We start from the raw sequence: 13,917 nt of genomic DNA, 5'->3' as shown, positions 1-13,917 counted from the left end.
TTGCTCGCGAAGGCGCCAGTCCAGACAACCAAAATCCTGAATCAGCTACCACCCTCAGTCCGCCGACTACTCACCTCAGCCGGCACATCATCCCCCGCCATACGCTTGCGAAACAACGCCGCCCGCGCCAGCAGCAACGTGGTCACCGGCACCGTGATCGCCAGCAAAATCGGAATCAACCACGCGTGCAGCACCGGCCCCGATTTCAGCGCCGAGAAGCAAATGATTGATGCCAGCGCCACACACCAAGCACCCAACGTCGAAGCCAGTGCCGGCGGGTGCATGCGCTGAAAATAATCCTTCATCCGCAGCAATCCGGTCGCACCGATTAGCGCAAACACACCGCTGAGCACCAGCAGGATCGCCACCGGAATCTCGACCCAAAGAGACAATTCAGCATTCATTCGATCACCTCGCCACGCAGCAGGAATTTCGCCAGGGCAAACGAGCCGACGAAGCCGAACAGCGCGATCAGCAGCGCCGCTTCGAAATACGTGTCACTGGAATAGCGAATGCCCAGCGTCAGCATCATCAGCATCGCGACGATGTACAGGTAATCCAGCGCCAGTACCCGATCCTGCGCCGAGGGGCCTTTGAACAGGCGAATCAGCGTCAGCACCATGGCCAGCGAAAACAGGAACAGCGTCAACAAAATCGCGTTCGACAGTAATGGGCTCATTCGAAGATCTCCATCAACGGCCGCTCGTACGTGGTTTTGAAGTGCTCGATGAATTGCACCTCGTCATCCAGATCCCAAACGTGCAGCAACAGAATGCTGCGATCCAGCGCCAGTTCCGACCACACCGTGCCGGGCACCACGGTGCAGATTGCCGCGAGCGCAGCCAGACCGTTGGCGTCGCGCAGATCCAGCGGCACTTTGATAAACCCGGAGCGAGGTGGGCGGCCCCCGGCGTTGAGTACGCCCCAGGCCACGATCAGGTTGGAAGCCACCACGTCGCGTCCTACCACCAATAGCAGGCGCAGAATTGTCAGCGGACGACGAATGCGCACCTGCTTCGGGCGCAGTTTGCGCATCATCAACGGCGCGCAAAAACCGAGGATCGCACCGATCAGCAGATTGCCCGGGCTGACCGACAGGTTCAGCACCAGCCATAGCAGCCACAGCGCCAGCGACAGCAACGGTGCAGGAAAGATACGCTTCATGGCTGCACCTCCAGCATCGCCGCTTTGGCTTCCGGACTTGGTACGGCGCGGGTGCCCAGCACCGCCATCACGTACTGCTGCGGATTGTTCAGCGCATCGGCGGTGGCCTGGGTGAAACGCATCAGCGGCTCAGCCTTAAAGGTGAGGACGATGCTCAAACCCAGCAGCAGGAAAATCGGCGCGCATTCGAGTTTGCGCAGCAGCGGCGAAGGTCGTTCCTCAGGCGTCCAGAAACGCTGAATACCCAAGCGCGAGAACGCCATCAACGAGCCCAGCCCAGAAAGAATCAGCAATGCCAGCAATGCCCATGCGGCCATCGAAATCGGCTCTCCGGCACCCAGTCCCAACGGATTGAGCAGGGCGCTGATCAGGTTGAGTTTGCCGATGAATCCGGACAGTGGCGGCATGCCGATGATCAGCAGGGCGCAGGCGATGAAGCTCAAGCCGAGAAACGCCATCGTCCACGGGATGACCTGGCCGACCACGGCTTTTTGCTCGTCGTCGAGGTTGATGCCTTTGGGCGGTTGCAAGGATTCTTGCGGGCGCGGCAGCATGTCGCTTTCGTCTTCCAGCGGGATTTCGTTGGCCGAGCGCGAACGTTCGATCAACTCTGCCAGCATGAACAGTGCGCTCAAGGCCAGCGTCGAGCTGACCAGATAGAACAGCGCCGCGCCGATCAGGTTCGGCTGAGCGAAACCGACCGCCGACAGCAGAATCCCGGCCGACACCAGAATGCTCAGGCTGGCCATACGCTCCAGACGTTGCGCCGCGACAATCGCCAGCGCGGCGCAGGCGATGGTCACCATGCCGCCGTAGATCAGCCATTCGCCGCCGAAGTACGCCGAAGCACCGGCCTGCCCGGAGAACAGCAGCGTCCACAGACGCAGCAGGGTATAAACGCCGACCTTGGTCATGATCGCGAACATCGCCGCGACCGGCGCACTGGCCGAGGAATAGGCCGGCACCAGCCAGAAGTTCAGCGGCCACATGCCGGCCTTGGCCAGAAACGCGACAGCGAGAATGCCCGCGCCCGCATGCAGCAAGCCACGGTCGGCTTCCGGCACCAGCGGAATTTTCAGCGCCAGATCCGCCATGTTCAGCGTGCCGGTGACGCCGTAAATCAGCGCCGCGCCGATCAGGAATAGCGACGAGGCCAACAGGTTGATCGAGATGTAATGCAGCCCCGACGATACCCGCGCCCGACCCGAACCGTGCAGCAACAGGCCATAAGATGCGGCCAGCAACACTTCGAAGAACACGAAGAGGTTGAACAGATCCGCCGTGAGAAACGCGCCATACAGGCCCATCAACTGAATCTGGAACAGCGCGTGGAAGCTTGAGCCGGCGCCGTCCCAACGCGCCATCGCAAAGAGCAGCGCGCTGACGCCGATAATACCGGTCAGCACCAGCATCAGCGCCGACAGTCGATCGACCACCAGGACAATGCCGAACGGTGCCTGCCAGTTGCCCGGCAGGTACACACCGATGGAGCCGGGCACGCCGGTGGTTTGCGTCCATTGCAGCAGCATCACCGAAATGAACAATCCGACGAGGCTGGAGAACAGGTTTATCTTCGCCTTCAGCGGTCGGTGCCGTTCGCCGAGCATCAGCATGATGGCGGCGGTCAGCAGCGGCAGCAGAATCGGTGCGGCGATCAGGTGAGTCATCGCCATCATTCTTTAGGCTCCCGGCCATCGACGTGGTCAGTGCCGGTCAGGCCGCGCGAAGCGAGCAGAACGACGAGGAACAGCGCGGTCATGGCGAAGCTGATAACGATTGCGGTCAGCACTAGCGCCTGTGGCAGCGGGTCGGTGTAGTGCAGCAAATCCTGAGTCACACCGTCCTTGATCACCGGCTCCTTGCCAATGAACAGACTGCCCATGCTGAAGATGAACAGGTTGACGCCGTAGGACAGCAGGCACAGGCCCATAACCACCTGGAACGTCCGTGGCCGCAGGATCAACCAGACGCCGGACGCGGCGAGGACGCCGATGGCGATTGCGATGACTTCTTCCATCAGACGGCTCCTTTGCTGGCGACGGATTTGGGCAACGATGCGGTCTTGTGACCCCGCACCGATTGGTGGGCGAGGGCGGTGAGGATCAACAGCGTTGAACCCACTACTACGCCGTATACGCCGACGTCGAAGAACAGCGCGCTGGCGATATGGATGTCACCCAGCACCGGCAAGCTGAAATGCCAGGTGTGCGTGGTGAGGAACGGATAGCCGACCAGCATCGCCCCCAAACCGGTGACGGTGGCGAACAGCAAACCGGTGCCCATCCAGCGCAACGGTCGCAGGCTCATTTGCGCCTCGACCCACTGCGTGCCGGCGACCATGTATTGCAGGATGAACGCCACCGACATCACCAGACCGGCAACAAAACCGCCGCCCGGCTGATTGTGCCCGCGCATGAACAGGTAGAACGACACCACCAGCGCAATCGGCAGCAGCAGGCGAACCAGCACCGCCGGCACCATCATGAAACCGAGCGCGGTGTCGCTGGCCGAACGCGGGTTGACCAGATCGGTGACCACGTCGGGTGCCAGCAGGCGTTGCTGAGCCGGCAACTGCATGCTTTCTTTCGGTGGGCGGAAACGGCGCAGCAGGGCGAACACGGTCAGCGCCACGGCGACCAGCACGGTGATTTCACCGAGGGTGTCGAAACCACGGAAATCCACCAGCATCACGTTGACCACGTTGCTGCCACCGCCCTCGGGCATGGCGCGGCTGAGGTAGAACGAGGAAATGTCGTTCGGCGTCTGCCGCGTGAGCATCGCGTAGGACAGCAGCGCCATGCCGCCGCCGACGGCAATCGATAGCAACAAGTCGCGCAGACGACGAATGCGGGCCTTGCGCAGGGTGCTCGGCAACGGCGAAACCTCTTCGATCCGTCGTGGCAGCCAGCGCAGGCCGAGCAGGATCAGCACCGTGGTGACCACTTCAACAGCCAGTTGCGTCAGCGCCAGATCCGGTGCGGAGAACCAGACGAAGGTCACACAGGTCATCAGGCCGCAAACGCTGACCATGGTCAGTGCGGCGAGACGGTGATACTTGGCCTGCCAAGCGGCACCGAGGGCACAGGCGATCGCCAGCAGCCACAGGGTCACGAAGACGATGGAGCCTGGAATCTTCGGCCGGTCGCCCCAGCTCAGCGTGCCGTGCAGCATCGGGATCAGACCGGCGAGCACCGCGGCCAAGACCATCAGGAACAATTGCATCTGCAGACGCTTGGTGCCCAAACGTCGCTCGACGCGCCGGGCCATGCGCATCATCACCACCAGGCTGCGTTCGAACAGGCGCTTGCCGTTGAAGCGTCCCACCAGTGGCGGGTATTTGAATCGGCCGAGTTTGAACTGCTTGCGCAGCAGCAGGTACAGAACGATGCCGCCGGACATAGCGATCAGGCTCATGATCATCGGCGCATTCAGGCCATGCCAGATCGCCAGGCTGTATTCCGGCAGCACGCCACCGACCACGGGCAGCGCCGCAGCAGCAAGGAGCGGGCCGACGATTTGCGCCGGGAAAATCCCCACCAGCAAGCAAGTGAACACCAGCAACTCAACCGGCGCGCGCATCCAGCGCGGCGGTTCGTGCGGGGTGTGCGGCAGGTCGGTGGCCGGCGGGCCGAAGAACACATCAACGGTGAAGCGCAGTGAGTAAGCGACGCTGAACATGCCGGCGATGGTCGCGACAATCGGCAACGACATCTCTACCCAGGCCGTGGCGTTGATGAACACGGTTTCGGCGAAGAACATCTCTTTCGACAGGAAGCCGTTGAGCAACGGCACGCCCGCCATCGAGGCGCTGGCAACCATGGCCAGGGTCGCGGTGTAGGGAATGAGTTTGATCAGGCCGCTGAGTTTGCGGATGTCACGGGTGCCACTTTCGTGGTCGATGATGCCCGCGGCCATGAACAGCGAGGCCTTGAACGTGGCGTGGTTGAGAATGTGGAACACCGCCGCGACGGCGGCCAGCGGACTGTTCAAGCCCAGCAGCAAGGTAATGAGACCGAGGTGGCTGATGGTCGAGTAGGCCAGCAAGCCCTTGAGGTCATTCTGGAACATCGCGCAATACGCGCCGAGCAGCAGCGTACAGGCACCGGCGCCGCTGACGATGTAGAACCATTCTTCGCTGCCGGACAGGGACGGCCACAGGCGCGCCAGCAGGAAGACCCCGGCCTTGACCATGGTCGCCGAGTGCAGATAAGCAGAAACCGGTGTCGGCGCCGCCATCGCGTGGGGCAGCCAGAAGTGGAACGGGAACTGCGCACTTTTGCTGAGTGCGCCGATAAGAATGAGGGGCAGAAGGATAGGGTAGAGGGCATGTGCGCGAATCAGATCGCCGGCGGCCAGGACCTTGTCGAGGTCATAGCTGCCAACGACATGGCCGAGAATCATGACCCCCGCCAGCAGGCATAACCCGCCGGCACCGGTGACCATCAACGCCATGTAGGCGCCACGTCGGGCGTCGGCGCGGTGGTGCCAATAGCCGATCAGCAGGAACGAGAAGAGGCTGGTCAGCTCCCAGAAAAATACGATCTGGATCAGGTTGCCCGAGATCACCAGCCCAAGCATGGCGCCCATGAACGCCAGGAAAAACGCGAAGAAGCGCGGCACCGGGTCATCCGGCGACATGTAATAACGGGCATATAAAGAAACAAGTGTGCCGATGCCGAGCACCAGCATCGAGAACAGCCAGGCGAAGCCGTCCATGCGCAGCACGAAGTTCAGACCGAGGCTGGGCAGCCACATGAATTCTTCGCGGATGACGCCGCCGTGGGCGATTTGCGGGTACAACATCGCGACCTGGACGGTACCGATCAGAGCGACCAGACCTGCCAACAGGGATTCGGTGTTACGCGCGTTGTGTGGCAGCACCGCTGCCAGACAGCTGCCAATGAATGGCAGAAGCAGTAGAACTATCAGGGACATAGGCTTCTAATCTGCGGAAGTTTGTGAAGCATCATACGTGCCAGCTCCCCGATCACCAAACGCCAGGATGTCTCAGAATCCTACAAAGTAGTCTGAATATTTCGGTTTGGCATTGTTTCGAGTAAATCAAAGGGCGTTAAAAGATCGCAGCCTTCGGCAGCTCCTACGGGGGATCATTCCAATGTAGGAGCTGCCGAAGGCTGCGATCTTTTGACCTTGCTCTCAGAGACCGTTTTCACGCTCCAATTCGCGATCATCCTCTTCAGCAGCGACTTTACCCTTGCTCTTCAACTCACTGACAATCACCGCCGCGACAATCAATCCAGCCCCGACCAGCGCAATCGCCGGCAACCGCTCGCCAGCAATCCGCCCGGCGATCCCGGCCCACACCGGCTCCCCGGCATAGATCAAGGTCGCCCGCGTCGGCGAAACGCTCTTCTGCGCCCAGTTCATCGCCACCTGAATCGCCGCACTCGCAGCGCCCAGACCCAACGCGGTCACCAGCAACGTCCAGGAAAAGTCCGGAATCAATTCGCCCGTGGGCACCACCAGCAGGAACGACAGCACCGACGTTGTCGCCAGTTGCACCACCGTCACCCGGCGCACATCCACCTGCCCAGCGTAGTTGCTGATCAAAATAATCTCGGCGGCGATCGCGATGGCGCTGATCAGCGTGGCAATTTCACCCGGACTGAAATTCAACGAAGCCCCCGACGGCCCCGCCAACAACATCAAACCGGTGAACGCCAGCATGATGCCAATGCTCGGCATCAACCCCGGCCGCCGTCCCAGCACCAGCCATTGCAGCAGCGGCACGAACGGCACGTACAGCGCAGTAATGAACGCCGACTGGCTGCTCGGGATGGTTTGCAGCCCGACCGTCTGCAAGCCGTACCCGAGCATGATCGCCACGCCGATAAACGCGCCGGCCTTGAGTTCAAACAGGGTCAAGTCGCGCAGATGACGCCACGAGAACAACGCAACGATGCACGCCGCTGCAGCAAATCGCAGGCCGACGAAGAACATCGGGCCGCTGACCGTCATTGCGTGCTGCACGAGCAAAAAGGTGCCGCCCCAGATCATGGTAATCAGCACCAGCACGCACTCGGCCTTGCTGAATCTGGAGAAACGGAGGGAAGTGGGGGAGCTGTTCAACGACGTCATGACCTTGCGCAGTATAAAAGGCAGGACGCACAATGCGCCCAACGTTGCGCAGTATACTGCCCAACCTCACCGAGTGAGCAATATAGTGCCCAAAGATTCCGCCCCAAGAACGTCCGTCCTTCAACACGTCAGCCAGAACGTGAGACGTCTGCGTCACGCTGCCGACATGAGCCAGACGGCGCTGGCCGAGAAATCCGGAGTCAGTCGACGGATGCTGGTAGCGATCGAGGCCGGGGAAAAGAACGTCAGCCTGACCACGCTCGACCGCGTTGCTGCGGCACTCGAAGTGGCATTCAGCGATCTGATTCAGGCGCCCGATGCGCGCGATCCGAGCCGCATCAACGAACTGGCGTGGGCCGGCACGCTGCCGGGCAGTAAAGCCGTGCTGCTGTCCAAAGCCACCGCCACCCGTGAAGTCGAGCAGTGGGAATGGTGCCTGGCGCCGGGCGAGGTGTATCCGTCGCAACCGGATGCCGAAGGCTGGAGTGAGCAGATTTATGTGTTCGAAGGGTGCCTGACGCTGATGCTCGGCGACGTGCCGCAGCATATTGGTACAGGGGAGTTTTTTATGTTTGCGAGCAATCAGCCGCATACCTATCGCAATGACGGGGATGTGCCGGCGCGGTTTGTGCGCAATGTGGTGATCTGAATGGAATACAACGCAGACATCCTGATCATCGGCGGTGGCCTCAGCGGTACGATGCTGGCGGTGCAACTACTGCGGCAACCGGGCCAGCGAAAAATCCTGATCATCGAACCCCGCGCCGAACTCGGCCGGGGTGAGGCCTACAGCGCAGTCGAATTGGGCCATACGCTCAACGGCAACGCTGCACGAATGAGCGTTGATCCAGACAACCCTGACGACCTCACACAATGGCTGACCGAGCACATCGCGGCGGGCGGTTGGCCTGAGTCTGCCGAGCAGCATGTGCCAACCAGCGAGCTGTTCCCGCCGCGCGGATTATTCGGCGTCTACGTGCAGCAACGTCTGGCCGAAGCCCGGGCGGTCGGCGCTCGATATGGTTCGATCGTCGAGCATGTACGCTCAGAAGCTGTTGATCTGCAGGTGCGCGAAGATTGCGTGCAGATCACTTTGAGCGATGGACAGAACCTGCAAGGTTCATTCGCAGTCATCGCCACCGGCATGTTTCCCGCGGCACGCACGCCGCAAACCGAATCCAGCGGCCTAAACGCTGCCGCTCTCGATCCGTGGGACGTCGCGGCCATGCGCCAGCTCGATCCGCAATCCACCGTGCTGATCATTGGCTCCGGCCTGACCATGGTCGATGCGGTGGTTTCGCTGGAGCAGGCCGGGCATCGCGGGCTGATCGAAGTGATTTCTCGCCATGGCTTGCTGCCGCACGTACGCCGGCAACCGCCGGCGTGGGTGGATTTCCTCGCCGAGGATCACAGCATTCGAACACCACGGCAGTTGCTGCGCGAGTTGCGCCACCATTGTCGTGAGGCGATAGCGCAAGGCATCGACTGGCAGGCTCCCCTCGATACTGTTCGGGCACATATCGGACGGTTGTGGAGTCAGGCGACTGACGTGCAGCGGCGACAATTCGTACGGCATGTGCGGCCATGGTGGGAAAGCCATCATCATCGTTCGCCGCCGTTGAGTGCGCAGTTGGTTGAGCGGTTGCACAGTGAAGGACGTCTGCGGATTCAGGCTGCATCGTTTAAAGGGCTAGAGCCGACAACTGTTGGTGGCGTGAATATTCGCATCCGACGCCGTGGCGAGGTTGAGACCTCTGTGGTTCACGGTGCAGCGTTGATCAACTCCAGTGGCATCGAATACGACTGGCGGCGCGTGGCGCGTCCGTTGCCACAACAATTGCTGACGCGTGGATTGGTGCAGCCGGGGCCGTTGGCGTTGGGGATTGCGGCAGTGGATGGCGCGGTGATGGATGCGGAAGGGCGAGTGGCCAGTCGACTGTTTGCGATGGGCCCGCCGCTGCGAGGGGTGTGGTGGGAGAGTACGGCGGTGACGGATGTGGCGTTGCAGGCGAAGGCGTTGGCTCAAAGATTGGTTCACTCAACGCGTACCGTTGGTCGGAAAATAGGGTTTACCTGTAATTTCTGACAGTTGTGCAAGTATTGCCGAGGCTCCCTAATTGCACTGCAATAATTCAGTCGTACTCATCAAGTTATTAAAGGACTAAAAAATGACCAGTATCCCACAGCCCCTTGTAATCAAAGAAGCCATAGGCGACATGATTAAACTTTCCGATGTCCCAATGGATGGTGCTACAGCTCAGATTCTGCCGTATCGCCTTGATGAGTTTGAAGGTGTCCCATTTTATGTTCAGGTTGTTCTTGATGGAGTGCCGCTCGCAGCACGATTTGAGGGGATCACACCGTATTCGCAAACAATCGCGATAAATGTGCCACGCGCAGAATTGCTCAATCATGTAGGCCCAAAGGGCGTTGAGTTTTCATATCGATTGAACATTGGCGGAAATCAGGTGGTCGCTCCCAATACCAAATATGAAATTACTCATTAATCGGTAGCGTAGCGCATGCACTTGGGTCAAACATAACGCTGAAAATGTTCATGAATATGTCCAGAGCCATTCGCTAAGATCAACCAAGGCCAGCCAGCATTAAGTCGCTGGATGCCCATGGAAGTCTTGATTCGGTCAGTTGGAAGACTGCCATTGCTCCCACCTTGGTGCGCGGTTGGTTGAGCAGTTGCACGGTGAGTCGACGAGGCAAAGCTGAACCTGTGTGGTTCAAAGTGTGGCGTTGATTAATTCCAGTGGCATTGAGTACGACTGGCAGTGTGTGCCGCGACCATTACCGCAGCAATCGTGAAGCCGGGACCTTAGGCGTTGGGGATTGCGGGTGGCGAGTATGGCCAGTCGACTGTTTGCGATGGGCCCGCCGTTGCGGGGGATGTGGTGGGAGAGTACGGCGGTGACGGATGTGGCGTTGCAGGCGAAGGCTTTGGCGATACGGCTGTTGGGTTGAGGGTGTTTGCGCTGACCTCTTCGCGAGCAATCCCGCTCCCACACTTGGAATGCATTTCAAAATGTGGGAGCGGGCTTGCTCGCGAAGGGGCCGTCCGCTTCAAAACCGTAGTTGAATGATCGACCGCTATGCGAGCAGGCTCACTCCTACATGTATTTAGCGGTGGCGGGGGAGGGTTACGCCACCACGCGATAACACGGCACATACGCCGCGCCGCCCGGCAGTTTCATCCGGTGCTGGGCGACGAAGGCTTTGAGCAGTGCGTCGAGTGGTTGCATGATCGCCGCGTCACCACGGATCTGATACGGCCCGTGTTCTTCGATCAAACGAATGCCCTTATCCTTGACGTTCCCCGCCACAATCCCCGAAAACGCCCGACGCAGGTTCGCCGCCAGTTCATGCGGTGGCTGGTCGCGGTGCAGTTTCAGATTCGCCATGTTTTCGTGGGTCGGATCGAACGGACGCTGGAAGCCCTCGTCAATCTTCAGTAGCCAGTTGAAGTGGAACGCGTCGTTGCGCTCGCGACGGAACTGCTTCACCGCTTTCAAGCCTTGCGTCATCTGCCGCGCGACTTCGGCCGGGTCGTCGATGATGATTTCGTAGTGCTGCTTGGCCGCTTCGCCGAGGGTCGCGATAACGAAGGCGTCGAGCTGTTCCAGATATGGCGCGGCGTGTTTCGGCCCGGTGAGAATCACCGGGAAGGGCAGGCCTAGGTTGTCCGGGTGCATCAGGATGCCGAGCAGGTAGAGGAATTCTTCCGCCGTACCAGCGCCGCCCGGGAAGATGATGATGCCGTGGCCAACACGCACGAACGCTTCCAGACGTTTTTCGATGTCCGGCAGGATCACCAGTTCGTTAACGATCGGGTTCGGCGCTTCGGCGGCGATGATGCCAGGCTCGGTCAGACCAAGATAACGACCGCCATGAATACGCTGTTTGGCGTGGGCAATCGTCGCGCCTTTCATCGGGCCTTTCATCACGCCGGGGCCGCAACCGGTGCAGATATCAAGGCTGCGCAGGCCCAGTTCGTGGCCGACTTTCTTGGTGTATTTGTATTCTTCGGTGTTGATCGAGTGGCCGCCCCAGCACACGACGATTTTCGGCTCGACGCCCGGGCGCAGGGTGCGCGCGTTGCGGAGCAGGTGGAAAACGTAGTCGCTGATACCTTGCGAGGTGGTCAGGTCGATGCGCTGGCTGTCGAGTTCGTTTTCGGTGTAGACAATGTCGCGCAGGGCGCTGAAGAGCATTTCACGGGTGCTGGCGATCATTTCGCCGTCGACGAAGGCGTCGGCCGGAGCGTTCAGCAGCTCCAGGCGCACACCGCGATCCTGTTGGTGAATGCGGATTTCGAAGTCCTTGTAGGCTTCGAGGATGGTCTTGGCGTTATCGACATGGGCGCCGGTGTTGAGGATGGCCAGGGCGCACTGGCGGAAGAGGGTGTAGGTGCTGCCGGATCCGGCTTCGCTCAGTTGCTGAACTTCACGTTGAGAAAGGGTTTCCAGGCTGCCTTTCGGGCTGACCGAGGCATTGATTACGTGTCGTTGGGTCATGCAATGATCCTTAAAACGATGTCATCTCAAGACTAGGCGATGGCATCCGAATAGTGTGTATCCATGAATGAAGATGGCACGATCTGCGCTGTACCGCCATGTCCCCGTTGGACGCTGAAAAGATGAAAAGGAGCCCCAGCATAGCTAAATCCCTCGTGGAGGCGATAATGCGCCGGCGAGTTTTTTTGTTTGCCCCTTTTGTCGCTCAAGGAAGTCATTTGTGATGTTCGAGATTCAGCCGATGGACGCCGCTACCTTTCGCCAGCAGACCCGGCGCAGCACGATCATCATCGCCGTGCTGTTCCTGGTGCTGGCGATGTTGTTTTCCAGCGTGGCAGTCGCGCTGTTCGGTGAGCCCGGCGGCGATAACCTGCGGTTTAACGTGGGCGGGGTGTTTCTGGCGTTTCTGCTGACGGCGGCCCTGTTGCGCGGGCGCTTCTGGAATCAGAGCTGGATGGCCCCGGCGGTGTACAGCTGGCGGCTCAAGCGCAGCCTGATGAGCATCACCAATGTGATGCATCAGGTGACAGCGGCGGTGGAGAAGAACGATCCGACGGCGATGAAAGTGCTGCGCTTCTATCATCTGGGGCTGACGCAGATGCATGAATTGGACGGCAACTCCAGCGATCATGGGCAACTGTGGCGGGAAGTCGAAACGCATAAAGAGCGGATGCACACGCTGGGGCTCGATACCGAGCAGACGCGGCTGGATCCGGCCTGGCTGGAAAACCTGAAGCAAGCGTCGCGTTAAAGCGCCTGCTTGCTGCGCAGTTTCCATGCGCGGAACAGGCGACCGTAGACCAACAGATTGACCGCCAGCACCACGCTGCCCAGCGCCAGTTGAATCTGTGGAGTGAGCCCTGCGGGGTAGATGATCGGCCAGACATAGTGCTCGATGAAACCGCCGGCGTATTCGGTCTGCCCGGCGGCGTGGCGCATCAGGTTTTCCCAGTAGGTCAGCGGGCAGGTCAGGTGCAATACCTCGACCGCCACGCCCCAGGCCGCCGCTGGCAAATGCAGCCACATCACTCGTGGCCACTTGAGCACCAGCAACCCGCCAAACAGCACGAACAAAATAAAGCACAAATGAAATAGCACCAGCCCGTCGGCTGCGATTCGGTACAGCATGTCGTCTCCCTGACGTGTTTGCGAATGGCGCTATCTTACGCCGCTCAGTTGCTTACACGTCAGTGCGAAAATCAGCGAACTCGGCGCGCATCCGTCCATTGTGTTTGGCTTGATACAGCAACTTGTCGACCTGTTCGACGAAGTGCAGCGGATCGCTGCCGACGGCGACTTGCGTGGTGCCAACCCCGAGACTCAAGGTGACCAGCGGCGACACCGCCGAATGCTCATGAGCGATCTGCTGCTGGCGGATCAGGTGCAGGCATTTGTGCGCCACCAGTCGTGCCGACTCCGCATCGGTTTCCGGCAGCAGCCAGACGAATTCTTCGCCGCCAATCCGCGCAATAAAGTCCCGTGGCCGATTGGCCGCCAGCGATAACGTCTTCGCGACCTGACGCAGGCATTCGTCGCCCTTGATGTGGCCGTAATGGTCGTTGTACTGCTTGAAATAATCGATATCGAGGATCAGCAGTGACAGCGGCAAACCGCTGCGCTGAGCTGTGGCCCACTCGCGCTCAAGCACGGTGTCGAACATGCGCCGATTGGCGATCCCGGTGAGCCCGTCCTGAAATGAATATTCCTCCAATTGCTTTTGCAGGCGGATCAGGTGTTCTTCGGTTTTTTTGCGCTCGCTGATGTCGAACATGAACCCCACCAGCGCCTCGACTTCACCGTCCTTGCGCACCACGTGCACGACATCGCGGATCCACACGTACTCGCCGGTGCTGGTCAGTGCGCGGTAATCGGCTTCGTGATCGACGCCGGCGCGTGACTGCGAGACGCAGAATTCCACCACGTAATCGCGATCGTCCGGGTGCATGCGTTCGACCCAGTCGTTGACCCCAACCCAACTGTTTTGCTGCCAGCCAAGCAGGGTTTCGATCTGCGGGCCGATGTAGCTGAAGGTCATGGTTGCCCAGTCGATTCGCCACGGGATGGCTTTGGTCGATTCCAGCAGGGTCTTGTACACGTCGCTGTCGATGGCGGTCATGGCGGGCACGGTCTC

General features: G+C 60.1%; 14 protein-coding genes and 1 pseudogene. 5 read left to right on the top strand and 10 right to left on the bottom strand.

Annotation, left to right across the window (positions count from 1 at the left end; translation table 11 throughout):
* Positions 1-41: 41 nt before the first annotated feature.
* The 7 genes from GVL50_RS15855 to GVL50_RS15825 form a co-directional block, all read right to left on the bottom strand.
* On the bottom strand, positions 42-404 hold the full coding sequence (locus GVL50_RS15855; RefSeq protein WP_053121325.1) for a Na+/H+ antiporter subunit G: 363 nt from the start codon (positions 402-404) through the stop codon (positions 42-44).
* Complete coding sequence (locus GVL50_RS15850; RefSeq protein WP_003225959.1) at positions 401-679, bottom strand: K+/H+ antiporter subunit F; 279 nt, start codon at positions 677-679, stop codon at positions 401-403. Before GVL50_RS15850 ends, GVL50_RS15855 begins: the two co-directional genes overlap by 4 nt.
* A complete protein-coding gene (locus GVL50_RS15845; RefSeq protein ID WP_159814124.1) occupies positions 676-1,164 on the bottom strand; it encodes a Na+/H+ antiporter subunit E in 489 nt (162 codons plus the stop codon). Before GVL50_RS15845 ends, GVL50_RS15850 begins: the two co-directional genes overlap by 4 nt.
* Positions 1,161-2,840 (bottom strand): monovalent cation/H+ antiporter subunit D, encoded by a 1,680-nt coding sequence (locus GVL50_RS15840; protein ID WP_053121321.1) that lies wholly within the window; start codon positions 2,838-2,840, stop codon positions 1,161-1,163. The genes GVL50_RS15845 and GVL50_RS15840 overlap by 4 nt, the downstream gene beginning before the upstream one ends.
* The gene (locus tag GVL50_RS15835) at positions 2,837-3,181 is read right to left on the bottom strand and encodes a Na+/H+ antiporter subunit C (RefSeq protein WP_007910763.1); all 345 of its coding nucleotides are present in this window, start codon (positions 3,179-3,181) and stop codon (positions 2,837-2,839) included. Before GVL50_RS15835 ends, GVL50_RS15840 begins: the two co-directional genes overlap by 4 nt.
* Complete coding sequence (locus GVL50_RS15830; RefSeq protein ID WP_159814122.1) at positions 3,181-6,099, bottom strand: monovalent cation/H+ antiporter subunit A; 2,919 nt, start codon at positions 6,097-6,099, stop codon at positions 3,181-3,183. Before GVL50_RS15830 ends, GVL50_RS15835 begins: the two co-directional genes overlap by 1 nt.
* 222 nt (positions 6,100-6,321) lie before the next feature.
* Entirely contained in the window at positions 6,322-7,263 is a 942-nt protein-coding gene (locus GVL50_RS15825) for a DMT family transporter (protein ID WP_159814120.1), read from the bottom strand.
* Between the two features lie 85 nt (positions 7,264-7,348).
* Between GVL50_RS15825 and GVL50_RS15820 the strand changes: the two genes are divergently transcribed.
* The 4 genes and pseudogenes from GVL50_RS15820 to GVL50_RS15805 all read left to right on the top strand — a co-directional run.
* The gene (locus GVL50_RS15820; RefSeq protein ID WP_159814118.1) at positions 7,349-7,912 is read left to right on the top strand and encodes a helix-turn-helix domain-containing protein; all 564 of its coding nucleotides are present in this window, start codon (positions 7,349-7,351) and stop codon (positions 7,910-7,912) included.
* A complete protein-coding gene (locus tag GVL50_RS15815; RefSeq protein ID WP_159814116.1) occupies positions 7,913-9,349 on the top strand; it encodes an FAD/NAD(P)-binding protein in 1,437 nt (478 codons plus the stop codon).
* 82 nt (positions 9,350-9,431) lie between these two features.
* A complete protein-coding gene (locus tag GVL50_RS15810; protein WP_159814114.1) occupies positions 9,432-9,770 on the top strand; it encodes a hypothetical protein in 339 nt (112 codons plus the stop codon).
* Positions 9,771-9,961: 191 nt separating this feature from the next.
* A pseudogene (locus GVL50_RS15805) lies at positions 9,962-10,236 on the top strand (pyridine nucleotide-disulfide oxidoreductase); the annotation flags it as partial.
* 176 nt (positions 10,237-10,412) lie between these two features.
* Here GVL50_RS15805 and ppnN read toward each other — a convergent pair.
* Positions 10,413-11,786 carry a nucleotide 5'-monophosphate nucleosidase PpnN gene (ppnN, locus tag GVL50_RS15800; protein WP_159814112.1) on the bottom strand — a complete coding sequence of 458 codons (1,374 nt, stop codon included), beginning with the start codon at positions 11,784-11,786 and terminating at the stop codon, positions 10,413-10,415.
* 223 nt (positions 11,787-12,009) lie between these two features.
* On the opposite strand from ppnN, the gene GVL50_RS15795 reads away from it, so the two are divergent.
* Complete coding sequence (locus GVL50_RS15795; RefSeq protein WP_159814110.1) at positions 12,010-12,537, top strand: DUF3087 family protein; 528 nt, start codon at positions 12,010-12,012, stop codon at positions 12,535-12,537.
* Here GVL50_RS15795 and GVL50_RS15790 read toward each other — a convergent pair.
* Positions 12,534-12,914 (bottom strand): DUF2784 domain-containing protein, encoded by a 381-nt coding sequence (locus tag GVL50_RS15790; protein ID WP_159814109.1) that lies wholly within the window; start codon positions 12,912-12,914, stop codon positions 12,534-12,536. The genes GVL50_RS15795 and GVL50_RS15790 overlap by 4 nt on opposite strands.
* Before the next feature lie 52 nt (positions 12,915-12,966).
* Positions 12,967-13,902 (bottom strand): sensor domain-containing diguanylate cyclase, encoded by a 936-nt coding sequence (locus GVL50_RS15785; RefSeq protein ID WP_159814148.1) that lies wholly within the window; start codon positions 13,900-13,902, stop codon positions 12,967-12,969.
* Positions 13,903-13,917 lie beyond the last annotated feature (15 nt).

It is taken from the genome of Pseudomonas sp. 18058 (assembly GCF_902706155.1).
In the GTDB taxonomy this organism is placed as follows: domain Bacteria; phylum Pseudomonadota; class Gammaproteobacteria; order Pseudomonadales; family Pseudomonadaceae; genus Aquipseudomonas; species Aquipseudomonas rustica.
This window is presented reverse-complemented; position numbering and strand designations above follow the sequence as displayed.